We start from the raw sequence: 22,597 nt of genomic DNA on the forward strand, positions 1-22,597 counted from the left end.
TAGCAGGCTTTGCCGGGAGGGGGAAGGAGAAAGCTTGCCCGCTCCCCCGCCCGGCCATCCATCGGCATATTCTGTGGGTGGCCGGGCGGGGGGAGCGGGCTGGCGCCGCACATTCGGCTTCAGCCGAATGTCAGACAGACTCTTACCAAGGGAAATCGTCGCCGTTGCAGTCGTCATCCTCGGCGGCGTCGCGGGCCAGCAGCAGTTCGAAGAGCAGCGCGCCCACCTCGCCATCCAACTCGCCATCAATGATGCGCGGTCGGTAGCGGCGCTGGAAGGCGGTGACGGCGGCGCGGCCATCGGTCACATCGTAACCGAAACGCTCCAGCGAGAGGAAGAAGGCGCCGGGGTTTTCGTGGAGCAGGCGAATGCGCGGCTTGGGGGTGGCAAGGGCAAGGCCATAACGCGCCAGCACCTCCCATTCGAACAGCTCACCCGGATCGATCTTGCGGACGGGGGCGACATCGGAATGGCCCACCACATTGGCGGGCGCGATGTTATGCCGCGCCATGATCCCGGCCAGCAGCGGGATCAGCGCCTCCATCTGCGCTTCGGGGAAAGGCCGATAGCCCAGAGTGTGGCCGGGGTTGACCAGTTCGATGCCGACGCTGGCGGAGTTCACATCGGTGATGCCGCGCCAATAGCTGCGCCCGGCATGCCATGCCCGCTTGTCCTCGGCCACGAGGCGGTGGACGGTGCCATCCTCCTCGATGAGGTAATGGGCGGAAACCTCGGCGGCGGGGTCGCACAGGCGGTCGAGCGCATCCTGCGCGCTCTTCATGCCGGTGTAGTGCAACACCACCATGCTGACGGGCAGCTTGCGCTCGTTCCAGTTGGGCGAAGGCGTGTCGCGGTGGATCAGTTCGTCCATAGTTGCGCCCCGCCCCCTTAGCCGACCGGCAGCACCGCGCCCATCACCAGCGCATCGTCACTGCGCGCATATTGCAACTGGCCGCCCAGCCGGGTGGCAATCGCAGCCAGCATGGCGGCAGGCGCCGTGCGGCTGGAGAGTTCCGAAGCAGGCAGGCGGGCTTCCAGCGCCTGACCAATCGTATCATCGAAGGCAATGCGCGGACCAGCGGCGCGCACCACGATCTCGGCCAGCTGGCGGCCGCCATCGGCACGCACTTCGGCGGCGATGTCCACCGTGCCGCCGCGCACCAGCGCCTCGATGGCGATCAGCGACAGGTTCAGCAGCGTCTTGACCGCAGGCTTGGGCAGCGCATCGGCACCGACCTGCCAGTGGATCGTCAGGCGATCCTTGCCCGCCACCAGCGCGTCGATCAGCGCCTTGGGCTCGGCGGTGGGGATGCTCTCGCCGAAACCGCCCGCGGCGCCGAAGGCCAGACGGAAGAACTTCAGCTTGTCGGCGCTGGTGCGGGCCGACTGCTCCAGCAGCTCGAAGCAGCGCTGGCGCATCGCGGGGTCTTTCTCCTCGGTCAGCAGTTCCAGACCGTTGGAGAGCGCACCCACCGGGCTCAGCAAATCATGGCACAGGCGCGAGCAGAGCAGGCTGGCCAGTTCCAGCGCCGCATCGGTGTCGATCGTTTGATTGGACATGTGAGGCAATTTCCCGAGGGGCGTGAAGAGAATCCGGCTGGCCACCCCTATCCTCTGCCCCTTAACCCTGTTGATCCGGCGAGGAAAGCGCTTCGAAGCCATCCGCCCCATCCCGCCACCATGTGATCGTGTCGGCAGCGACAATTGCCCACAGTTTTCCGTCATGCGCGGCCATGGCAGAATCGGTGGCCGAGGGCGCCGCCACGCCTGAAGGATGCGAGTGATAGCAGCCCAGCACCTGCGGGCCTCCGTTACGTGCGGCGCGGGTGGCGGCGATCAGCACCACGGGGTCGATCTCAAAAAATCGTTGCGGATCAGTGTGGACGTTCGCGGCGGGCAGGATTGCCGCGACTCGCGCGATCCCGCCCTCTTGTGCCTCGCCCAGCAGCAGACCGCAGGCTTCACGGGGGGCCTCGCGCGCCGCCAAAGCCAACAGTTCCGCGTGGAGGCCCCTTGTCAGGATGATTTGCATGCCCATTTTAAGGGTAATGGATCAGGGGGCAACAACACTTCAAGGGCGCATTCGCAGTGCGGGCCGACTCGACCGCGCGCTGGCGGAGGCCTGCACGGGCACGCTGCCGGGCGGCGGCGACCTCAGCCGTGAGCGCGTGAAAGCGCTGATCGCGGAAGGCCGCGTGACGCTCGACGGCAAGCCGGTCAGCTCCGGCGCGGCCAAGGCGAGCGAAGGCACGCCTTTCACCATCAGCCTGCCCGAAACTGTGCCTCTGGAAGCGGTGGCGCAGGATATCCCCCTCACCATCGTGCATGAGGACGAGTATCTCATCGTGGTCGACAAGCCCGCCGGGCTGGTCGTTCACCCGGCGGCAGGCAATCCGGACGGCACGCTGGTCAACGCCCTGCTGCATCATTGCGCCGGGCGGCTTTCGGGCATTGGCGGCGTGGCACGCCCCGGCATCGTCCACCGTATCGACAAGGACACCTCCGGGTTGCTGGTGGTCGCCAAGAGCGATGCCGCGCATGAGGGGCTGGCTAGGCAGTTCGCCGATCACTCGATCGAGCGGGCCTATCTCTGCCTCACCCATGGCACGCCGATGCCGCCTAAGGGTACGCTGCGCGGCACGATCGCCCGCCATCCCACCGACCGCAAGCGCATGGCCCTGCTGCCGCCGGGCGACGAAACCGGGCGCGGCAAGCATGCCGTCACCCACTTCCGCCTGCGCGAAGAGCTGGACCGCGCCGCCCTTGTCGAATGCCGTCTGGAGACCGGCCGCACCCATCAGGTGCGCGTTCACATGGCATCCATCGGCCATCCGCTAATAGGCGATCCGATGTATTGCCGATCACAGAAATCGCTAAAACCGCTGCTTTCTGAGCTCGGTTTCGCCCGGCAGGCATTGCACGCCGCCGTTCTGGGGTTTATCCACCCGGTCACCAGCAAGACCTTGCGGTTTGCTAGCGACCTCCCCGCTGACATGCGGGACCTTTTAGCCCGGTTGGGCAGTTACCATGCCGACCAGCCGGGTTATTTCCTGCCGGAACCACGCGGTTCCGGTGCGTGGCCGCCACCGAGGGATGCCTCTTAAGGGTCCAGCAAGGGCGAGCTGACAGTACAAGGACGATGAGACCGATGAGCACCGAATCGAACCTGCCCGCTGTTCCAGCCCCCGCCACGGGGGAAGCCGGGCTCAACCGATATATGTCGGAAATCAAGAAATTCCCGGTGCTGACCGCTGAGCAGGAATATATGCTCGCGAAGCGCTATGCCGAACATGAAGACCCTGATGCCGCGCGTCAGCTCGTCACCAGCCATCTGCGTCTCGTGGCCAAGATCGCCATGGGCTATCGCGGCTATGGCCTGCCGATGAGCGAGCTGATCTCCGAAGGCAACATCGGCCTGATGCAGGGCGTCAAGAAGTTCGAGCCCGAACGCGGCTTCCGTCTGGCCACCTATGCCATGTGGTGGATCAAGGCCAGCATGCAGGAGTTCATCCTGCGCAGCTGGTCGCTGGTGAAGATGGGCACCACCGCCGCGCAGAAGAAGCTGTTCTTCAACCTGCGCCGCATGAAGAAGAACATCGACGCCTTCGAGGACACCGACCTTCATCCCGATCAGGTGAGGAAGATCGCCACCGATCTGGGCGTGTCCGAGCAGGACGTGGTCAACATGAACCGCCGCATGATGATGGGCGGCGATGCCTCGCTCAACGTCAGCCTCAATGAGGAAGGCGAAGGCCAGTGGCAGGACATGCTGGCCGACCACGGCCCGCTGCAGGATGAAACCGTGGCCGAGGCTCAGGAAGCCGGCTGGCGCCATGCCATGCTGACCGAGGCCATGGGCGATCTCAACGACCGCGAGCGCGCCATCCTGACCGAGCGCCGCCTGACCGACGATCCCAAGACGCTGGAAGAGCTGAGCCAGACCTACAGCGTCAGCCGCGAACGCGTCCGCCAGATCGAGGTGCGCGCCTTCGAGAAGCTGCAGAAAGCGATGCAGAAGATCGCGACGGATCGGCGTTTGCTGCCCGCGCATTGATCGGCTTGGCCGTTTGCGAAAGAGCCGGGGTTAGCGCCCCGGCTTTTTTGTTTTCAGGTTAAGGAATTAAAGGGAAGATGCGAGGGGGTTACCCCCTCGCGCTCCCATGAATGTCTGCGTTGCGCCTCGTCCTCATCGTCAGGCACGTATTCACGGCTTTGGGGGCTAGAGTTCCTAGCGCCGGGCTGTGTTGCAAGGGTTGCCTGCCTGCGGCGCGTCGAAAAACCGCTCCTCAATGGATAGCCAGATTGTAGTCTATCACCGTTGCTGCCAGTGGGTTGTGATGCCGGATGAACTTGCCAAAGCTGTGACGAAAATCATCTTTCCCGTGCTGAAGTCACAGGGGTTCCACCGGCATGGCAAACGGGCCTTTGTACGCGCCCAATGCGGAATCGCTCACCGCGTCGACGTTCAGTTGAACGGTTGGGGCGGAAGGGATTTTTGCGTCAATATTTCCGCGAATGTGATCGCGGGGCATGAATGGGTCACACTTCAACCCGGCTTTCGCCTCAGCGCGGAGAATGGAGCCGATCTGTGGCTGCCATCTCTTTCCGCAGAGCAGGCTGCGGAATCTGCGAAGACAGTCGCGCACCATTTGGCGACAACCGCCCTGCCTTACTTTGAAGAGATCAAAAGTCTCCCAGGCTTTTCATCGCTGCTTGCCAAAGAACATTGGGCATCGACGCACCATCTGAACTTTCAACAGGGTATCGTTTTCGCCTTGATGCAACAGGATCGCGAAGCGATCGACCATCTTGAGAAGGCAATTGCCGCCTACGAACTGGATGGCCGGCCATGGTGCGCCGACTACATCCAAAGGGCCACGACACTATCCCAAGCCCTTCGTGACGGAACGTCCGGAACGCTCCTCCAAACATGGGAACAAGTCAACAAAAAAGCACATGGGATCGCGTAAAACCCCCGCTGCGCAGCAGCCTTAAAAACTACCACGCAGCGCCTTAGACCCAAATACGCCAATCCGGCGCAATGCCTACACTAAAGGGATTGCAAAGGGCGATGGCCCTTTGCCCGCCGGAGGCATAAACCTCCAGACTTCCCTCAACACATCAATGATGCGGCGCCACCTGATGCTGCTGCTGAGCCTGCTGCGCCGCCTTGTGTTTGTAGTAAGCCCGCGCCGCCACGCAGCCGCCCACGGCGCCCACCACGGCATGATGCCCTGCGTAATGCCCAGCCACCGCCCCGGCGACGGCGCCGCGCACGCAGCCCTTGGCCTCTGCCTGAGCCGGGCTCAGGCTGACCAGCGTGCCAAGGGCGAGGATCGAGAGAATCTTGCGCATAGCTTTCCCCTTCTTACCAATCGTCGTTGCCGCCGCCCGAGGAGCTGTCGTCCCACGAGCCGCTGTCGGAAATGCCGAAGTCATTGCCGCCCATATCCTGGTTGTAACGGCGATCATCATCGTCATCGTCGCGGCTGGAGGAGACATCGCGCTCCACCACGCGCTCGCGGTCATGGTGGTCGCCGAACATGCGGTCGATCACGGCTTCACCCGCCGCAAAACCGGCACCGGCCGCAGCGCCACCGGCCAGCGAACTCATGATGCCGCCGCCCATGCCGCCCTGCTGCTGCGGAGGATAGCCCTGCTGCGGATAGCCGCCGCCCTGATAGCCACCGGGCCACGGGCCACCCTGAGGACCATTGCCATAGCCCGGTCCGCCAAAGCCTTGCTGGCCGCCATAGGGGTTGGCGGGCTGGGGCTCGTAATAGCTCTGCTGCGCCTCGCTGCGGCGGCGCATGAAGGCCACCACCAGAAAGACCAGACCCAGCACCACGATCACCGGAACCCAGGGAAAGCCATGATGCTCGCTCGGCGCGACAGCCGGGCGGTCAGGGGCGAGCGTGCCGCCCTTTCCCCCCGCGCTCAGCTGCTGCTTCAGCTCGGCGACGGCAGCGGGCTTGGCGAAAGGCAGGCCGGGCTTGAGCTGCTCGGCCTTGGCCAGCTCGGTACGGGCCTCGTCGAGGCGCCCGGACTTGGCCAGCAGCTCAGCCTCGACATAGTGCGCCCGGGGGGCGTTGGGGTGATCCTTGAGGACCGGCTGCATCATCTCCAGGGCCTTGTCGATCTGACCGGCCTTGGCGGTGGTGTAAACCTGATCGATCGTGGCATCCTCGGCCATGGCCGGCGCGCTGAGCACCAAGGCCAAAGGCAGGGCTGAAGCCAAAGCCAGCTTGCGGATCGAAAGCGTCATCATACGTCTCCACACGCGCACCCCTGCGGCATCGAACCGATGCTGAAAACAACAGGCGCAACGGGCGCGATCTGGGAAGGTTTGTGGCAAGTTCAAGATGAACCCCTCCTGATGCGGCGCAAAAATACGCCGATCCGCAGCCCGATGCCAGAGGTCAGCCGACCCTTTTTACGGACAAGGCCCTAATCCGCACCCCATGCAGGGGCAACCATTCCCGTTTTACAACGCCTTATCTTCCTGACGCCCGCAAGGACCGTGCATGTCTGATCCCGCCCTCGCCCAAGCCCCCTATTCGCCGCTGGTGGAGCTGGATGAGGCCGACTACCGCAGCTTCGGCCGGATCAGATCGGCACTGGTCCGCCATGGCCGCCGCGCGCTGGGCAAGCTCTATGACAGGATGGCCTCCCATCCTCTGGCTGCCCGCCTGCTGCCCGATGAAGCCGCGCGCAACAGGGCCGCCGATCTGCGCTTCACCCATTGGGAAAGCATCTTTTCCAGCGGCTTTGACGAAGAGGCGCAGGCCCGCTCCGAACAGATGGTCAAGGCGCATGCCCAGCTGGGCTTCACCCCCGATCTCTACATCAGCGGCTATGCCTCAGTGCTCGCCGATCTGGTGACACAGATGGCGCAAGGCCCCATCCCCTTGCCCGGCAATCGCGCCCGCGCTCAGGCGGTGGGCACGCTGGTGAAGGCGGCTTTGCTCGATATGCAGGCCGCTCTGGGTGCCTATTTCAAGGCCGAGGAGCAGGCGCGGCAGGATGTGATCGCCTCGCTGGGCCGGGGCCTGTCCGCCATGGCGACCGGCGATCTGCGCAGCCAGCTCGACAGCCTGCCCGAAACCTATGCCCGCATCGCGGAAGACTTCCACAACATGCGCTTCAACGTCAGCACCATGGTGCAGCGCATGGCCGAAGCCTCCGAGCATGTCGAAACCGGCGCGCGCGAGATCGATATGGCCGCGCATGATCTGGCCATCCGCACCGAGCGCCAGTCGCTCACCGTCACGCGCACCGCCGAGGTGATGGCCAGCGTGGCCGAGGGCATCGCCGCCACGGCGGGCACTGCGGCGCAGGTGAACCAGCGCGTGATCGAGATCGACAAGGAGGCCAAGCATGGCGGCAAGGTGGTCGAATCCGCCGTGCAGGCCATGGACAAGATCAAGACCTCCAGCGAGGAAATCGCCCAGATCACCGATGTGATCGAGGCCATCGCCTTCCAGACCAATCTGCTGGCGATCAACGCCGGGGTCGAGGCCGCCCGCGCGGGCGACGCCGGGCGCGGTTTCGCCGTGGTGGCCACGGAGGTGCGGGCGCTGGCGCATCGCACCAGCCAGTCGGCCAAGGATATCAAGGCCTTGATCGGCAAATCCACAGTGGATGTGCGCCAAGGCGTCGATCTGGTGGCGCAGACCGGCACCTCGCTCGACCGCATCATCCAGCAGCTGGGCGAAACCACCGTGCAGGCCGAGGAGATCGCTCAGGCCGCCCAGCGGCAGGCGGGCAACATCCATGAGGTGACTGACGACATCCGCCAGATGGACCTCAACACCCAGCAGAATGCCGCGATGGTCGAGGAATCCAACGCCGCCTCGCGCGCCTTGCGCGATCAGGCCCATGTGATGGGGCAGATCGTCGGCCAGTTCCAGCTGGAGCGCCGCGAGGAACTGCGCAAGAACGACAAGAAAACCGGCCAGCGCCGCATCCAGCGCGCACACCCATCCGTGCTGCTGGTCGATCCGTCTTTTCCCGATCCGGCCACCCCCAATCCGATACGCGTGGCCAACCTGCGTTAAGAAAGACCTCTTTCTCCGAATCCTTGACGATTCGCTCGCGCGCGCATAGCGGGGCCGTTTTACATTTCGGAGACGTACCGTTCGCCAGATTGCCGCCTTGCCCTATCGTAAATCCGGCCCCGCGCCCGATGCGCCTTTCGAGGTGATGCTGGTCACCTCGCGAGGGACCGGACGATGGGTGCTGCCCAAAGGCAATGTCTCGCGCAATCTCTCGGACCATGCCGCTGCCGAGCGTGAGGCGCTGGAAGAAGCCGGCGTGCTGGGCGCGATCTGCCCGGTGCCGATCGGCAACTATCGCTATCGCAAGCTGCTGGGTTCTGGCGCCTCTTTGCAGACCGATGTGGCGGTCTTTCCCCTCGCCGTGACCCAGTCGCTGGAGGAGTGGAAAGAGGCCGACCAGCGCACGCGCCAGTGGTTCGACATCGCGCAGGCCGCCGATCTGGTGGATGAAGAGGGTCTGAAGACCATTCTCCATGGCTTTGGCCCTTGCGCCGTCACGGAACTGTCACGTAATGGCGCGGCGAACGGCGGAACGGCCGTCCTCAAGGAAGGTTTCAGAATGTTTCAGTGGTTTCAGGCCCTGCTGCCGCGCCAGCACGACTTCTTCGAGAAGTTCGAGGCCCATGCCGCCCTGCTCGCCGCCGGCAGCGATGCGCTGGCCCGCCTGCTTCAGGGTGCCAAGACCGCCGATCACGCCCGCGAGATCGCCGAGCGCGAGGAAGAGGCCGACCAGATCACGCGTGACGTGCTGCAGACCGTGCGCCGCACCTTCCTGACCCCCTTCGACCGCGGCGCGATCACCAGCCTGATCACCGCCATGGACGATGCGCTGGATCAGATGAAGAAAACCGCCAGCGCGATCACCCTCTATGACGTGCAGGCTTTCGAGCCCGAAATGCGCGATATGGCGGCGATCATCGTCGATGCCACCCGCCTGCTGGCCGAGGCGCTGCCGCTGCTGCGCTCGATCCACGCCAATGCCGGGCGCCTGCATGAGCTGACCGAGCGCCTCGTCCGCATGGAAGATCAGGCCGACGAGATCCATGACCGTGGCCTCAAGCGCCTCTATCAGGAAATCGGCGCTACCGAGCCGGTGCGCTTCCTGATCGAGCGCGAGATCTATAGCCATCTGGAAAAGGTGGTGGACCGCTTCGAGGATGTGGCCAACGAGATCGACGGTCTCGTGATCGACCACGCCTGAGGGGGCGGGTCCATGAGTATCCTCGCAACCGTCACCCCGCTGGTGCTGGTTCTGGTGGCGATGGCGCTGGCCTTCGACTTTCTGAACGGGCTTCACGATGCCGCCAACTCGATCGCCACGGTGGTGACGACGCGGCTGCTGACCCCGGTGCAGGCGGTGCTGTTCGCGGCCTTCTTCAACTTCTCGGCCTATTGGCTCTTTGGCCTCAAGGTGGCCGAGACGGTAGGCAAGGGCATCGTCAACAAGGATGTCATCACCCCGCAGGTGATCTTCGGCGCGCTGGTGGGCGCGATGACGTGGAATGTGATCACCTGGTGGAAGGGCATTCCCTCCTCCTCGTCCCATGCGCTGATCGGCGGCTTGCTGGGCGCGGGCGTGGCGCATGGCGGCATGGGCGTGATCGTGTGGAAGGGCGTGAACACCACCACCACCTGGATCGTGCTCTCGCCGCTGGTGGGCATGTTCATGTCGATGGCGCTGGTGCTGCTGACCAGCTGGCTGTTCATGAAGGCCACGGCCAAGGCGGCGGAAGGCATCTTCAAGAAACTGCATCTGGTTTCGGCGGCGGCCTATTCGATGGGCCATGGCGCCAATGACGCGCAGAAGACCATGGGCATCATTGCGGTGCTGCTTTACTCGCAGGGCCTGCTGGGCACCACCTTCCATGTGCCGACGTGGGTGGTGATCAGCTGCTACACCGCGATTGGGCTTGGCACGCTGTCTGGCGGGTGGAAGATCATCGAGACGATGGGCTCCAAGATCACCAAGCTGTCGCATCATCAGGGGTTCTGCGCCTCGGCGGGCGGGTCGATCACCATGTTTCTGGCCAGCAGCCTGGGCATTCCGGTCTCGACCACCCACACGATCACCGGCTGCGTGGTGGGCGTGGGCGCGGCGCGCCGGGCCTCCGCCGTGCGCTGGAGCGTGGCGCAGCGCGTGGTGATCGCATGGCTGATCACCATCCCCGCCTCCGCAGCGGTGGGCGCGACCTTCTATTTTATCGCCAGCCGGTTCTGATCCGGGTTTAAACGGGCACCATTTCTACAACATGATCGGCCAGCCGGGCGACCTCCGCCCGGTCATGGCTGACATAGAGGATCGGCAGCGACAGCTCATCGCGGATACGCTCGATCAGCACCATGATCTGGCTGCTGCGGTCCTCATCCAGCGCGGAAAGCGGCTCATCCAGCAGCAGAAAGCGCGGCGCTGACAGCAACGCCCGCCCCAGCGCCACCCTTTGCGCCTCACCGCCGGAAAGGCTGCGCGGCATGCGCTTCAGCAGGGCTTCGATGCCGAGGAAACTGGCTATCTCCGGCAGGCCCATCGCAGGGTGGCCGCGCTTGATCCCGTAACGCAAATTCGCCTGAACGCTGAGATGCGGAAACAGCCGATGGTCCTGAAACACCATGCCGCAAGCGCGCTGCTCGGGCGGCAAATGCAGACCCTGCGCGGTATCGCACAACACCTGCCCCTCCACCGCGATCCGGCCCACATCAGGCTTGAGCAATCCGGCCACCATCATCAGCACACTGGTCTTGCCCACACCTGATGGGCCGACCAGCGCCGTAATCCCCGGCCCGGTGTTCAGCGTCAGGCCGATGGTTCTTTCACCCCGGCGCAGCGTCAGATCGAGATCAAAGCCCACCGAACCGCTCCCGCCGCATGCCCCCGGCCAGCGCCATGCGCCGCGCCAGCACCTCGGCCACCACCAGCGCGCCCAGAGACAGCGCCACCGCCAGCACCGCCAGCCTTGTGACCACAGCATCGCCATCGGGCAGTTGCAGCGCGGAATAGATCGCCAGCGGCAAGGTCTGGGTCTCGCCCGGAATGTTCGAGACGAAAGTGATCGTCGCCCCGAACTCGCCCAGAGACCGCGCAAAACCCAGCACCAGACCCGCCAGCACGCCGGGCATCGCCAGAGGCAGCGTCACCGTGGCAAAGCTGCGCCAAGGCCCGGCGCCCAAGGTGCGTGCCGCCTGCTCCAGCCGGGGGTCCACCGCCTCCAGCGACAAACGCATGGACCGCACCATCAGCGGCACCGCCATCACCCCGGCAGCAATCGCCGCGCCGGTCCAGCGGAACATCACGCTGATCCCCCAGCCCGCCAGCCAGCGCCCCACCGGTCCCTGAGCGCCGAAGGCCAGCAACAGCAGCCAGCCCGTCACCACCGGCGGCAGCACCAGCGGCAGATGCACCACCGCATCGAGCACCACCAGCCCCAGCCCGGCCAGACCGCCCCGCCCGCCGCGCGCCAGAACCCAGGCGCAGGCCAGACAGAAGGGCGTCGCCACCAGCACCCCCACCACGCTGACCTTCAGCGAGAGGATCAGAATGGCGGTCTCCTCAGGGCTCAGCACGGGGTGTTCACAGCTTTACCGGCTGCCGAAACCATAGGGCCGGAACACACCGCGCCCCTCGGGCGACAGCAGGAAACGGCGAAAGCCCTCGGTGTCCCCATTGCGAGACGCCGCCAGCGCCGCGACCGGATAGCGGATTGGCGCATGGCTGTTTTCCGGGAAGGTGGCGACCACCCGCACGCGCTTGTCGGCCAGCGCATCGGTGGCATAGACCACGCCCAGCGGCGCTTCGCCCCGCGCCACCAGCGCCAGAGCGGCGCGCACGCTCTCCGCCGGGGCGAGCTTGCCCGCCACCTGCGGCCAGACGCCCAGCTTCGTCAGCGCCTCTTTCGCGTAAAGCCCGGCAGGCACGCTGTCGACAGCGCCAGTCGCCAGCCGCCCCTTGCCCAGCGCCGCGCCCAGCGGAAAGCCGGGCCGGATCGTGATCTGGATGCGCGAGGAAGCCGGCGCCACCAGCACCAGCCGGTTGCTCAGCAGATCGACGCGCGTTCCGGCGCGCAAAAACTGCTTCTTTTCCAGCGCATCCATCCAGTCTTCGTCGGCGCTGATAAACAGATCGGCGGGCGCTCCGGCCTGCACCTGCCGCGCCAGCGTGGAGGAGGCCGCGAAAGACAAAACCGGGCGCGGATGACCCTTGGCCGCCCATGTGTCCGCCGCCGCATTGAGCGATTCCTGAAGGCTGGCCGCCGCCAGCACCACCGGCCCGCGCGCAGGCGCCGCATGCAGCCCCCCCGCCAGCATGGAGAAGCCGATCAGAGCGGAGCGCAAGAAAAACCGTTTCATATCCCGCAGCATAGCGAAAACGCCCAAACCCCACAGCCCCAAAAGCACCGGCTGAAAACAACCCATTGCAATCCGCGCCACAATAACATACCTCTCGGTACAGATTTCATGGAGATCCCCCCGTGTCCACCTCTCCCGATGTGCTTTTCCGCTCCTTCACCCTCAAATCGCTCGATCTGAAAAACCGCATCGTCATGGCCCCCATGACGCGCAACATGGCCCCCGATGGCATCCCCGGCCGCCCCAATGCCGATTACTACGCCGCGCGCGCGGCAGGCGGCGTCGGCCTGATCCTGTCCGAAGGCACGGTGGTGGGCCGCCCCGTCTCCCGCAATGAGCCGGGCATCCCCTTCTTCCACGGCGAAACCGCCCTCGCCGGCTGGAAGGGCGTGATCGACGCCGTCCACACCGCCGGCGGCCGCATGGGCCCCCAGCTGTGGCACACCGGCTCGACCCAGGGCATGAGCGGCTGGCAGCCCGAGGGCGAGGTGGAAAGCCCCTCCGGCCTGCTCGCCCCCGGCACGCCGCGCGGCGTGGCGATGAGCGATGAGGACATCGCCGACACCGCCGCCGCCTTCGCCAAGGCCGCCGCCGATGCCAAGAAGCTGGGCTTCGACACCATCGAGATCCACGGCGCTCACGGCTATCTGATCGACCAGTTCTTCTGGAGCGGCACCAACACCCGCGAGGACCGCTATGGCGGCGCCACCATCAAGGAACGCTCGCGCATGGCCGCCGAGGTCGTGGCTGCCACCCGCGCCGCCGTAGGCCCGGACTTCCCCATCCTGCTGCGCGTCAGCCAGTGGAAGCAGCAGGACTTCGCCGCCCGCCTCGCCCCCACGCCCGAGGCCATGACCGACTGGCTCGCCCCACTGGTGGACGCCGGGGTGGACATCCTCCACTGCTCGCAGCGCCGCTTCTGGGAGCCCGAATTCCCCGAGATCGATGGCGAGCAAGGCCTGAACTTCGCAGGCTGGGCCAAGAAGCTGACCGGCGCAGCGACGATCAGCGTGGGCTCGGTGGGCCTCTCGGGCGATTTCCTCGGCGCCTTTAGCGGTGAAGGCTCGCAGACCTCAGGGCTGGATGCGCTGGTGGCGCGGATGGAGCGGGAGGAGTTCGACCTGATCGCTGTGGGTCGCGCTCTGATCTCGAACCCGGCATGGGCGGCGCAGGTGCTGCACGGGAAGTCTTCGGAGCTGAAGGGCTTTCAGGCGGCGGATCTGGCTGCTCTGGTTTGAAGTAAGAAGGATAAGTGCGAGGGTGTTACACCCTCGCGCTCCCTTTAATGTCTACCTTGCGCTTCGGGTTCAGCCTTGCGCCCGGTTTGCCGCGCCGCAGGCTTTAAAATCGCCAGCACAGCCTATCGTCCAGAAAATGCCCTGCCTGCGGCGCCTTTCCGTTGCGCAGGTGGAGAGCCGGGGCATTCCGTTTCGGCGCCACTACCTTTTCGCCGGGAGACGGAATGGGAGCGCGAGGGGGTAACCCCCTCGCATCTTCTCTACCTGCCTTAAGCCTTCTCTCTTTCCAACAAGGCTGCCTTCCTCTCCACCCCCCAGGCATAGCCTGACAGGCTTCCATCCGTGCGGATCACGCGATGGCAAGGCACCACCACCGCCAGAGCATTGGCCGCACAGGCCCCCGCCACCGCGCGCACCGCGCCGGGCTTGCCGATGGCCTCGGCGATCTGGGCGTAGTTGCGGGTTTCGCCCGAGGGGATGGTGCGCAGGGCTTCCCAGACGCGCTGCTGGAAGGCGGTGCCGCGGATGTCGAGCGGCAGGTCCAGCCCCAGATCGGGGGTTTGGATGAAGGCGATCACCTGCGCCACCAAAGCCTCGTAAGCCTTATCGCCGCCGACCAGTTCGGCCTTGGGGAAGCGGTCCTGCAGGTCGCGCAGCAGGTTGGCGGGGTCGTCGCCCAGCAGGATCGCGGCGACACCCTGAGCGCTGCTGGCCACCAGCACCGCGCCGAGGTCGGACTGGCCGATGGCGAAGCGCAGCTGCTCACCCACACCGCCCGAACGATAGCGGCGCGGGGCCATGCCCAGCGCGTCCTCGGCATAGAAGCGGCTGGAGGAGCCGTAGCCCGCGCCGTGCAACGCATGGGTGACGCTGGCGCCTTCGGCCAAAGCCTCGCGGGCGCGGCGGGCGCGCACCGCCTGGCCATAGGCGCGTGGGGTGAGGCCGGTGTGGGCCTTGAACAGGCGGTGGAAATGGGCCGGGCTGATCTCCACCGCATCGGCCAGCGTGGCGAGCGGAGGCAGGTCTTCGGCGCTTTCGATCAGGCGACAGGCCTGCTCCACCAGTGCGGCGTGCTGCTGGGCCAGCGCGAGGCCGTCCGGGTTGCAGCGGCGGCAGGGGCGGAAACCGGCGGCGCGGGCCGCTTCGAGGCTGTCGAAGAGGGTGACGTTTTCGCGCCGCGCCGCGCGAGAGGGGCAGGATGGGCGGCAATAGACGCCGGTGGTGCTGACGCCGTACCAGAACACGCCATCCGCCGAAGCGTCGCGGGCGGCCAGCTGGGCCCAGCGCTTGTCGTCAGCGGGTGGAGGCAGGTCGGGCAAGGCGGGGCTCCGGCGGGTGCGAGTGAGGCCTGTCTCGGCAGGCAGGAGAACGGGGAAAGCAGCGTACATGAGGCATACTCCTGTTATGCCCCTCTTGTGCCCTGCCCGCGCGATCGGTGCGTGCCGTTTCCTGCGGTCAAATCCGGCTTTCGGGCCTGGGCGGCCATTGGCTGCTGTCAGCGCCGGGCGGCCATCCGCGTGATGTCTCCCGCGTGAAAAGCTCTGTCATCTTTATGAGATTTCCATGGATGAACAAGGCGTCACTCTATGCCATAGATGCGCGCCGGGGGACCAGCTTTAAGGAGAGTGACATGCACAGCGACAGCCGCCGAGGTTTCATGCAATCTGTCGGCGTGGCCGGTGGTCTGGCCCTGATGGCGAGCGCCAACGCTGCGTCCGCCGCCGAGAAGCCCGCCCCCCGCCTGATCGACAAATCGCCCCAGACGCTGCCCCCCCTGCCCTTCGCGCAAGATGCGCTGGCGCCGGTGATTTCGGCACGCACGGTGGATTTCCATTACAACAAGCATCACGCAGGCTATTACACCAATCTGGCCAAGCTGGTGGCGAACACGCCGCTGGCCACCGCCAGCCTTGAGGAGGTGGTGCTGGCCAGCGCTGGCAATCCGGAACGCCGCGCCATCTTCAACAATGCCGCGCAGGCCTGGAACCACAACCTCTATTGGCAGAGCCTGAGCCCCAAGGCCTCCACGCCCTCGGGCGGGCTGGCCGCCGCCATTGCGCGGGATTTCCAGACTCAGACCGCGCTTGAGGCAGAGCTGTCCAAGGCGGCGGTCGGCCAGTTCGGCAGCGGCTGGGCCTGGCTGGTGCTGGATGGCGGCAGGCTGAAGGTGGTGGCCACCTCCAACGCCGAGAATCCGCTGGCCTCGGGCGCGGTGCCGCTGCTGGTGATCGACGTCTGGGAGCATGCCTATTACCTCGACGAGCAGAACCGCCGCGCCGATTATGTGGAGGGCGTGGTCCACAAGCTGCTCAACTGGGACAATGCCTCGCGCCGGTTTGCCGCCGCCACCGCATAGGTTTTGCGCCCGTGGCAGGGGGCGGCCCTTGCCACGGGCGTTGGACGCCGGGGCATGCCTCTGCCCCGCTGAGTCTTTTTATAAAAATTTCCTACGGGCAATCAGCAGGATAAAGCCTGCTTCCTGATCGCATCGCGCATAAATTCAATGCGGGGCGGCGCAAAAACCAGCGATACAAACAGGATCAGCCATGATGCACCGGGGGGACGCATCAACCGAGCTGTTCTCCCGATCATCATGCTCAACCGATCCGTCGGTGGGTCACCCGGCAAACGGGGGCCTGCGGAATGACACGTCATTCCAGCCGATAAAAGCATACGTATCCGGGAGAAATATCATGAGAGCGCTCCGACCTTCGTCGATGTCCCGCATCATTGCGCGTGCCACTTTGGCCCAGATGGGCCTGTTTGCCCTGATCGCCCCGCTGGCGGCGCAGGCGCAGGACAGCGCCGCAGCCACCACCACACAGGATCAGGCCGCGCCCGAGACCCAGGGTCTGGCCGAAATCGTGGTGACGGCCCAGAAGCGCTCGGAAAAGGCGCAGAATGTGCCCATCGCCATCAGCGCGCTCAGCAGCAGCGACCTGAAGGCGGCAGGGCTCAGCAACACGCAGGATCTGCGCGCCGCCGTGCCCGCGCTCAACTTCACCACCGGCACCGGCGGCTATGGCCTGCCGCGCATTCGCGGCATTGGCGCCACGGGTCAGGGGCCGGGGATCGAAAATCCGGTCGCGGTCTATGTCGACGGGGTTTACCTCTCCTCGGCCTCGGCGGTGATGCAGTCGATGTTCGACACCAAGCAGGTCGCGGTGCTGAAGGGGCCGCAGGGCACGCTGTTCGGGCGCAACGCCACGGGCGGCCTGATCCAGATCACCACAGAAGGCCCCAGCTCCAAATGGACCAGCAAGGGCGAGATCGGTTACGGCAATTACAACACCTTCAACGCCGCCGGCTATCTGTCGGGGCCGCTGGCGCAGAACCTCTCCTTCAGCGTGTCGGGCCAGTATGAGAAGCGCGCCAAGGGCTTTGGCAAGAATGTCGTCACCGGCAATGATATCCAGAGTGGCGAGCAATTCTCGGGCCGCGCCAAGCTGCTGTGGACGCCGGGCGCCAACACCAGCTTCCTCGTTTCGGTGGACACCAACGGGCGCAACGCCACCGAACCGGCCTTCGCCAATTTCGGGCTGAACACGCTGGGCCAGAATGTGCCTGCCGTGATCGCGGCGGCGGGCGGCAACCCGCAGCGCGACATCTATGCCGATTCCGACCCGCTGCTGCGCACCCGCCAGTCGGGTGTGAGCCTTACCGCCGAGCAGGATCTGGGCAGCGCCAAGCTCAAGTCGATCACCGCCTACCGGTCCTCCAAGATCCGCGATGCCTTCGATCCGGACGGCACGGCGATGCCCTTCATCCGCGTCGACAACAATGAGTATGACCGCCAGTTCACGCAGGAGGTCAACCTCACCTCAACCGGCAATGGCAAGCTGCAATGGGTGCTGGGCGGCTTCTATATGTGGGATTCAGCCGGGGCCCAGCCCGATACGGTGACGGGCATCTACACCTTCGGCAACAATGGTTCGGTCAAGAACATCAACAATGTGCGGCTGAGCTCGATCTCCGCCTTTGCCGAGGGCACCTATGCCATCGATCCTGACACCCACTTCATCGCCGGCATCCGCTACACCAGCGATATCCGTGATCTCTTCGCCGTGGTGCAGTCCTACAATGGCAACATCGGCACCACGAGCTATTCCGGCCTGACCACCGATACGCATACGTTCAACCAGGCCACCTGGCGCCTGTCGCTCGATCACCGCTTCTCGCCGCAGGTGATGGCCTATGCCAGCTACAACCGCGGCTTCCGCTCGGGCAGCTATATCGCGCAATCGGCCAACAATGGCGTGATCCCGCTGCTGCGTCCCGAGCAGGTCGATGCTTTCGAGGGCGGCCTCAAGACCGATCTGTTCGATCGCCGCGTGCGCCTGAACCTCTCGGGCTATTACTACAATGAGAAGAACATCCAGGTGATGCAGATCATCTCGGGCGTGCAGAATGTCTACAATGCGCAGGGCGCGCATATCTATGGCCTGGATGCCGACATCAACTGGAAGGTCACCGAGAATTTCCGCCTGTTCGGCGGCGTGAACTGGACGCATGCGCGCTACACCCAGTTCACCGATGCGGTGCTCTCGATCCCCTATCCGGTGGCGGCGGGCTTCAATCCGGCCAGCTACACCTATCTGAGCAGCAAGACCGGCACGGTGGTGGCCAACACCGCCTGTCTGGGCACGCAGGGCCTGCCCACCGCGCAGCTGGGCGGCAACTGCCTGATCTATGGCGATGCCTCGGGCCACAAGCTGCAGAACACGCCGGACATCACCTTCAGCGCGGGCGGCACCTATGATCTGCCCACGCCGATCGGCAAGTTCACGCTGGCGGGCAATGTCTATTACAATGGCGGCTATGTCGGCACGCCCGATGGCCGGGTGGTGCAGCCGCATTACACGCTGGTCGACAGCTCGCTGACCTGGCGCCTGCCGAACGACCATATCTATGTGCGCGGCTGGGGTCGCAATCTGACCAACGCCTTCTATCGCACCCAGATCGGCGCTAGCAACAGCGGCGACAATGGCACCGCCGGCGCCCCGCGCACCTATGGCATCACGCTGGGTTACGAATACTGAGCGATCCGCTTTCGCCGGATCAGGCAACGCCGGTGCGCCATCACGCGCATCGGCGTTTGCTGTTGCGGAGCAGATTTGTCGCCATGCTGAGACAGGCGCAGCACAAAATCAATGCCACGCCGCGAGCTTTGGATGCACAAGCTCAGGCCAAAAGCCTATCCCTGTGCCACCCCCGAGTGTGACAACTGACGACCGGTTGGATATCGCCCGCGTGAGCCTGCGATGAGGATCGCAAGCCCAAGCCGCGCCCCGGTTTTTTGGAAGAGGACGACCATGGAACGACGCCATTTTCTCAATCTGGCGGCTCTCGCTCCGCTGGCGCTGCAGGCGGCCCCCGCGCTGGCCCAGCAGAAGCCCGCGAAGAAGGGCGTGATGTTTATGAATCGCATCGCCCCCTCCACCTCGGAACTGTTCATCGCCGACGCTGATGGGGGCAATGAACGCAAGCTGCTGGCCGACAGCCAGTATGAGTATGACGCCGCGGTCTCTGCCGATGGCCAGTGGGTGGTCTTCACCAGCGAACGCAATGGCGACGGCCAGTCCGACATCTTCCGCGCGAAGATCGACGGCACCGGCATCGAGCCGCTGGTGCTGGGCGCGGCGATGGACGATGCCGCCGCCATCTCGCCCGATGGCGGGAAAATCGCTTTCGTCTCCACGCGCGAGGGGTTCGACACCAACATCTGGGTGCTGGACATCGCCAGCAAGACGCTGACCAACCTGACCGACAAGCCCGAGATCAAGGGCGACCTCGATTTCCCGCACGGCTTCTTCCGCCCGCAATGGTCACCCGATGGCCAGTGGATCGCCTTCACCTCCGACCGCAACACGCCCTGGCGCGGCCATGACGAGACCAAGGGCTGGGAGCATACGCAAGCGCTCTCGATCTATGCGATCCGCCCGGATGGCACGGGTTTCCGCCGTCTGGCCTATCGCGCCGACTATTGCCTAGGTTCGCCCAAATGGTCGCCCGATGGCAAGAAGATCGTCTATTACGAGATCACCACCGAAGGCACCTGGGGCGCCCGCCGCCCGGAATACATCGGCCGCGTGGAATCGCAGATCGTCGAGACCGATCTGGAAAGCGGCGTGCGCAAGGCGCTGACCACTGGCCCGGGGTTGAAGGTGGTGCCGCAATATCTGCCCGATGGCGATGTGGGCTATCTGGTGAAGGGCGGGCCGAACGAGGGCCTGTCCTATGTCTCGGGCAAGGCGCCGGTGAAGCGCCCCTTCCTGCGCAACCCGGTCTGGACGCCCGATGGCAAGCATGTGATCTATGAAAAGGTCGGCTTCAAGACGCGCCCGGTGTTCAAGAAGCTCTACAGCTGGGACCCGAACAACGAGTATCACTTCCTCGACGTTTTCCCGCTGATGGCGCGCGACGGCACGCTGGTCTTCACCGACAAGCAGACCGGCAATGCCTCTGTGGTGACGATGAAGCCCGATGGCTCGGACCGCCGCGTGGTCTATGACGCCGACAAGGGCGGCCTTGACCCGATGATGGTGAAGAAGGGCCTGGCGGGTGCCTTCCAGCCGGCGTGGTCGGCGGACAGCCAGTGGATCGTCTTCGGTCTTGGCAACTGGTTCGGCACGCGGGCCACGGGCAAGGCCACCATCTTCCGCATCAAGCGCGACGGCACCGGGCTGGAGCAGCTGACCGATGGCACGGTGAATTCGGGCTTCCCCAGCTTCTCGCTCGACGGCAAGTCGATCGTCTACCGCGTGTGGGGCGAAGGCGAGCTGGGCCTGCGCATCATGGACCTGAAAACCAAGCAGGTGCGCGTGCTGACGAAGATGCTGGACAACCTTCCCGGCTTCTCGCCGGATGGCAAGCGTATCGTCTTTACCCGCAAGATCGATACGGTGAACTATGAGGTTTACACCATCCGCCCAGACGGCACCGATCTGCGCCGCCTGACCCGCGACGAAGGCAGCGATGGCCATGCGGTGTGGTCGAATGACGGGCGCATTCTGTGGAGCGCGGCGCGTTATGGCTTCCGCGACGAGGCGGCGCTGTATGACAACACCTTCCAGCAATATGGCCAGATCTGGGTGATGAACGCCGATGGCAGCGACAAGCACCAGATCACTGACAGCAAATGGGAAGATTCGATGCCGCTCTATCTGCCGAACAAGGGCTGAGCGCGGGATTGAAAATTTGATGGGCTAAGCAGAAGGGAGCTGGGCAACTGGCTCCCTTTTTCATGCCGTTTGACGAAGAGGAAGCCAGCAGCTGGTCAATCTATGCGGTCCACACTACTGCCTCTTGGTCAATTTCCTCCCACATGGCATGACGAAGCTCGCTGGGACGGACAAACACATGCGGCGCCAGTTGCAGCGCGATCTTGGCCGCTCCCATACCCTCGTAGCCATCAATGGCCCGTAGAAGCTCGCCTACCCGGCTGGCATCGGTGATAGCACCGTAATGCGTCACCGTGGGCGCCGTGAGAGCGCCGCGCAAATCCCGAGTCGGATCGGATGCAAGCCGCGCCGTGGCCACGGCGTAGCGTAACACCGCGCTGGCCAGTTGCAGGGGGCGGCGGGCACTTTCAAGATTACCCTTCGTTTCGATTTTGCGGATGGCGGCCAGAATGTCAGCTGGCTCCACCGCTCCCACAGGCATCTTGCCAATCGAGGTGTCTAGCAGGCTCAGCAGATATTCGCAGCGCTTGGCGGTAGCGGAAGCCCATGCCTTTGAGCCATCCCGTTTGCGCTCAGTGCAAGATTCGCTCGCCAGCGCTTTGAAGGTGTTTTCAGCCTCAAGCCTGCCCCGGAGCTTGGCCCACTGCTTTTCACGGGAAGGGTCTTGTCCTTGGGCTAATAGCTCCCGTGCTTGGTCACGGCGTTTGCGCGCTTCGCTCAGGCTGATTTCCGGGTAAGGGCCGATGGCTAGCAGCTTCTCGCGGCCATCCACCCGGTATTTGAGTCGCCACAGCTTTCCGCCAGCCGGTGTGACCAAAAGGAACATGCCACCGCCATCGGCCATCTTGGTAGCCTTGGCGCCCGGCTTGGCATTCCTGATACCAATCCCCAGCCATTCCGGGCATTGAGCCCTGAAATACCCCCAGCCGTGGGGGTATCAAATTGGCCTCTGGCGAAATACCCCCCAAAGATACCCCCACAGCTGGGTGACCGTCAGCGAGCCTGAGCGAATGCCAGCGACCGAATGGTGCCGGAATACCTTGGTTTTCTGGGGTTTGTCCAGTCGGTAACGAACGTCAGCGATGGGAGGAATGGAGCGGGTAGCGGGAATCAAATTTATTAAATACTTAACTGATATTAAGTTATAATAATAATCTTAGAATTAAACAAAGCCCCATATCATGACCCACACTATTTTATCATGGGCGGTTCGGAGCACAAGCATGGATATTTTCAACGCCTATGCTTCACGACAACTCGTAGCATCTCATAGCTAGACAGGCAAGTGAGAGCCTTTCTCACAGACAATCTTGTTACGGCGCATTCTCTGCCAACCTTCAAATGGCATCCACCGGGTCAGTAAGGACGGCGACAGATTCCAGAGTGCCAAACCGACAGGGTGCCAATTCTCAGCTGCAAAACGGACCGCCACTCACCCACCCCGCTAGTATGCGGAACAACCATAAGTGGGCCTTAGCCGCTGCTCCCGGCGACATACGGTAACGACGGCTTCCGCTGGCAGCGGACGCACAGCTTTTGAGTCACAAAGTCAGCTTAGTGTTGGGATCCGGAATGTCCTCTGTGGATGGCTCCCGCGTTGCAAGCACTTTTTGAAATTCTGACGATCGGTCGGGTGCAGTCGTCTGTCCGGCCTGTTGATGCAGTCGTTTCGGACTGCTGGCCCTGATGGGGTCCGAAAAACAGAGTTCCTATCGCCTTCACAGGCTGTTGCGCCTAAGACTTTCCACGGGTTGTCCCTGTTCCCGGTCTGACCGGTGTC

The 22,597-nt window shown here is 64.3% G+C and carries 20 protein-coding genes; 10 read left to right on the top strand and 10 right to left on the bottom strand.

Annotated features, from left to right (window positions below):
* Positions 1-142: 142 nt before the first annotated feature.
* From HGK27_RS15105 to HGK27_RS15115, 3 genes are all read right to left on the bottom strand, one after another.
* On the bottom strand, positions 143-871 hold the full coding sequence (locus HGK27_RS15105; RefSeq protein WP_206241609.1) for an N-acetylmuramoyl-L-alanine amidase: 729 nt from the start codon (positions 869-871) through the stop codon (positions 143-145).
* 17 nt (positions 872-888) lie between these two features.
* The gene (locus tag HGK27_RS15110; protein WP_206241610.1) at positions 889-1,560 is read right to left on the bottom strand and encodes a histidine phosphotransferase family protein; all 672 of its coding nucleotides are present in this window, start codon (positions 1,558-1,560) and stop codon (positions 889-891) included.
* 61 nt (positions 1,561-1,621) lie between these two features.
* Positions 1,622-2,032, bottom strand: a complete 411-nt coding sequence (locus HGK27_RS15115) for a M67 family metallopeptidase (RefSeq protein ID WP_206241612.1) — start codon at positions 2,030-2,032, stop codon at positions 1,622-1,624.
* A 16-nt stretch (positions 2,033-2,048) separates the two neighbouring features.
* On the opposite strand from HGK27_RS15115, the gene HGK27_RS15120 reads away from it, so the two are divergent.
* From HGK27_RS15120 to HGK27_RS15130, 3 genes are all read left to right on the top strand, one after another.
* Positions 2,049-3,104, top strand: a complete 1,056-nt coding sequence (locus HGK27_RS15120) for an RluA family pseudouridine synthase (protein WP_407674640.1) — start codon at positions 2,049-2,051, stop codon at positions 3,102-3,104.
* Between the two features lie 44 nt (positions 3,105-3,148).
* Positions 3,149-4,054 (top strand): RNA polymerase sigma factor RpoH, encoded by a 906-nt coding sequence (rpoH, locus tag HGK27_RS15125; RefSeq protein WP_068086232.1) that lies wholly within the window; start codon positions 3,149-3,151, stop codon positions 4,052-4,054.
* Between the two features lie 283 nt (positions 4,055-4,337).
* Complete coding sequence (locus HGK27_RS15130; RefSeq protein WP_206241616.1) at positions 4,338-4,970, top strand: DUF4304 domain-containing protein; 633 nt, start codon at positions 4,338-4,340, stop codon at positions 4,968-4,970.
* A gap of 151 nt (positions 4,971-5,121) precedes the next feature.
* Here the strand turns inward: HGK27_RS15130 and HGK27_RS15135 are convergent, their stop codons facing one another.
* Together HGK27_RS15135 and HGK27_RS15140 are read right to left on the bottom strand one after the other, a co-directional pair.
* Positions 5,122-5,355 (bottom strand): hypothetical protein, encoded by a 234-nt coding sequence (locus HGK27_RS15135; protein WP_206243382.1) that lies wholly within the window; start codon positions 5,353-5,355, stop codon positions 5,122-5,124.
* 13 nt (positions 5,356-5,368) lie between these two features.
* Positions 5,369-6,268, bottom strand: coding sequence for a tetratricopeptide repeat protein (locus HGK27_RS15140; RefSeq protein WP_206241618.1), 900 nt, complete (start codon positions 6,266-6,268; stop codon positions 5,369-5,371).
* 256 nt (positions 6,269-6,524) lie between these two features.
* Here HGK27_RS15140 and HGK27_RS15145 point away from each other — a divergent pair, with 256 nt between their 5' ends.
* The 3 genes from HGK27_RS15145 (at position 6,525) to HGK27_RS15155 (ending at position 10,275) form a co-directional block, all read left to right on the top strand.
* Positions 6,525-8,057 carry a globin-coupled sensor protein gene (locus HGK27_RS15145; RefSeq protein ID WP_206241620.1) on the top strand — a complete coding sequence of 511 codons (1,533 nt, stop codon included), beginning with the start codon at positions 6,525-6,527 and terminating at the stop codon, positions 8,055-8,057.
* Between the two features lie 97 nt (positions 8,058-8,154).
* Positions 8,155-9,258, top strand: a complete 1,104-nt coding sequence (locus HGK27_RS15150; RefSeq protein ID WP_241127196.1) for a DUF47 family protein — start codon at positions 8,155-8,157, stop codon at positions 9,256-9,258.
* 12 nt (positions 9,259-9,270) lie between these two features.
* A complete protein-coding gene (locus tag HGK27_RS15155) occupies positions 9,271-10,275 on the top strand; it encodes an inorganic phosphate transporter (protein WP_206241621.1) in 1,005 nt (334 codons plus the stop codon).
* A gap of 7 nt (positions 10,276-10,282) precedes the next feature.
* Here HGK27_RS15155 and HGK27_RS15160 read toward each other — a convergent pair whose 3' ends face one another.
* The 3 genes from HGK27_RS15160 to modA are packed head-to-tail and all read right to left on the bottom strand — an operon-like array spanning position 10,283 to position 12,398.
* Positions 10,283-10,903, bottom strand: coding sequence for an ATP-binding cassette domain-containing protein (locus HGK27_RS15160; RefSeq protein WP_206241622.1), 621 nt, complete (start codon positions 10,901-10,903; stop codon positions 10,283-10,285).
* Complete coding sequence (gene modB, locus HGK27_RS15165) at positions 10,893-11,615, bottom strand: molybdate ABC transporter permease subunit (RefSeq protein WP_206241623.1); 723 nt, start codon at positions 11,613-11,615, stop codon at positions 10,893-10,895. Before modB ends, HGK27_RS15160 begins: the two co-directional genes overlap by 11 nt.
* A gap of 15 nt (positions 11,616-11,630) precedes the next feature.
* Positions 11,631-12,398 carry a molybdate ABC transporter substrate-binding protein gene (gene modA, locus HGK27_RS15170; protein ID WP_206241624.1) on the bottom strand — a complete coding sequence of 256 codons (768 nt, stop codon included), beginning with the start codon at positions 12,396-12,398 and terminating at the stop codon, positions 11,631-11,633.
* A gap of 122 nt (positions 12,399-12,520) precedes the next feature.
* On the opposite strand from modA, the gene HGK27_RS15175 reads away from it, so the two are divergent.
* On the top strand, positions 12,521-13,636 hold the full coding sequence (locus tag HGK27_RS15175) for an NADH:flavin oxidoreductase (RefSeq protein WP_206241625.1): 1,116 nt from the start codon (positions 12,521-12,523) through the stop codon (positions 13,634-13,636).
* Positions 13,637-13,905: 269 nt separating this feature from the next.
* Here HGK27_RS15175 and ada read toward each other — a convergent pair whose 3' ends face one another.
* Positions 13,906-15,024 (bottom strand): bifunctional DNA-binding transcriptional regulator/O6-methylguanine-DNA methyltransferase Ada, encoded by a 1,119-nt coding sequence (gene ada / locus HGK27_RS15180; RefSeq protein WP_206241626.1) that lies wholly within the window; start codon positions 15,022-15,024, stop codon positions 13,906-13,908.
* A gap of 242 nt (positions 15,025-15,266) precedes the next feature.
* Here ada and HGK27_RS15185 point away from each other — a divergent pair, with 242 nt between their 5' ends.
* From HGK27_RS15185 to HGK27_RS15195, 3 genes are all read left to right on the top strand, one after another.
* Complete coding sequence (locus HGK27_RS15185; protein WP_206241628.1) at positions 15,267-15,992, top strand: superoxide dismutase; 726 nt, start codon at positions 15,267-15,269, stop codon at positions 15,990-15,992.
* 337 nt (positions 15,993-16,329) lie between these two features.
* Entirely contained in the window at positions 16,330-18,675 is a 2,346-nt protein-coding gene (locus HGK27_RS15190) for a TonB-dependent receptor (RefSeq protein ID WP_206241630.1), read from the top strand.
* 273 nt (positions 18,676-18,948) lie between these two features.
* On the top strand, positions 18,949-20,817 hold the full coding sequence (locus tag HGK27_RS15195) for a hypothetical protein (RefSeq protein ID WP_241127197.1): 1,869 nt from the start codon (positions 18,949-18,951) through the stop codon (positions 20,815-20,817).
* Between the two features lie 100 nt (positions 20,818-20,917).
* Here the strand turns inward: HGK27_RS15195 and HGK27_RS15200 are convergent, their stop codons facing one another.
* Complete coding sequence (locus tag HGK27_RS15200) at positions 20,918-21,661, bottom strand: tyrosine-type recombinase/integrase (RefSeq protein ID WP_206241633.1); 744 nt, start codon at positions 21,659-21,661, stop codon at positions 20,918-20,920.
* Positions 21,662-22,597 lie beyond the last annotated feature (936 nt).

This window comes from Novosphingobium terrae (genome assembly GCF_017163935.1).
Lineage (GTDB): Bacteria > Pseudomonadota > Alphaproteobacteria > Sphingomonadales > Sphingomonadaceae > Novosphingobium > Novosphingobium terrae.

Bases quoted from the DNA above. Each gene is read 5' to 3' on its own strand.
- HGK27_RS15140 (WP_206241618.1), bottom strand. From the start codon at position 6,268: ATGATGACGCTTTCGATCCGCAAGCTGGCTTTGGCTTCAGCCCTGCCT.
- HGK27_RS15130 (WP_206241616.1), top strand. From the start codon at position 4,338: ATGCCGGATGAACTTGCCAAAGCTGTGACGAAAATCATCTTTCCCGTG.
- HGK27_RS15185 (WP_206241628.1), top strand. From the start codon at position 15,267: ATGCACAGCGACAGCCGCCGAGGTTTCATGCAATCTGTCGGCGTGGCC.
- HGK27_RS15195 (WP_241127197.1), top strand. From the start codon at position 18,949: ATGGAACGACGCCATTTTCTCAATCTGGCGGCTCTCGCTCCGCTGGCG.
- HGK27_RS15120 (WP_407674640.1), top strand. From the start codon at position 2,049: ATGGATCAGGGGGCAACAACACTTCAAGGGCGCATTCGCAGTGCGGGC.
- HGK27_RS15200 (WP_206241633.1), bottom strand. From the start codon at position 21,661: ATGGCCGATGGCGGTGGCATGTTCCTTTTGGTCACACCGGCTGGCGGA.
- HGK27_RS15135 (WP_206243382.1), bottom strand. From the start codon at position 5,355: ATGCGCAAGATTCTCTCGATCCTCGCCCTTGGCACGCTGGTCAGCCTG.
- HGK27_RS15145 (WP_206241620.1), top strand. From the start codon at position 6,525: ATGTCTGATCCCGCCCTCGCCCAAGCCCCCTATTCGCCGCTGGTGGAG.
- HGK27_RS15105 (WP_206241609.1), bottom strand. From the start codon at position 871: ATGGACGAACTGATCCACCGCGACACGCCTTCGCCCAACTGGAACGAG.
- HGK27_RS15110 (WP_206241610.1), bottom strand. From the start codon at position 1,560: ATGTCCAATCAAACGATCGACACCGATGCGGCGCTGGAACTGGCCAGC.
- HGK27_RS15115 (WP_206241612.1), bottom strand. From the start codon at position 2,032: ATGCAAATCATCCTGACAAGGGGCCTCCACGCGGAACTGTTGGCTTTG.
- rpoH (WP_068086232.1), top strand. From the start codon at position 3,149: ATGAGCACCGAATCGAACCTGCCCGCTGTTCCAGCCCCCGCCACGGGG.
- HGK27_RS15190 (WP_206241630.1), top strand. From the start codon at position 16,330: ATGAGAGCGCTCCGACCTTCGTCGATGTCCCGCATCATTGCGCGTGCC.
- HGK27_RS15155 (WP_206241621.1), top strand. From the start codon at position 9,271: ATGAGTATCCTCGCAACCGTCACCCCGCTGGTGCTGGTTCTGGTGGCG.
- ada (WP_206241626.1), bottom strand. From the start codon at position 15,024: ATGTACGCTGCTTTCCCCGTTCTCCTGCCTGCCGAGACAGGCCTCACT.
- modA (WP_206241624.1), bottom strand. From the start codon at position 12,398: ATGAAACGGTTTTTCTTGCGCTCCGCTCTGATCGGCTTCTCCATGCTG.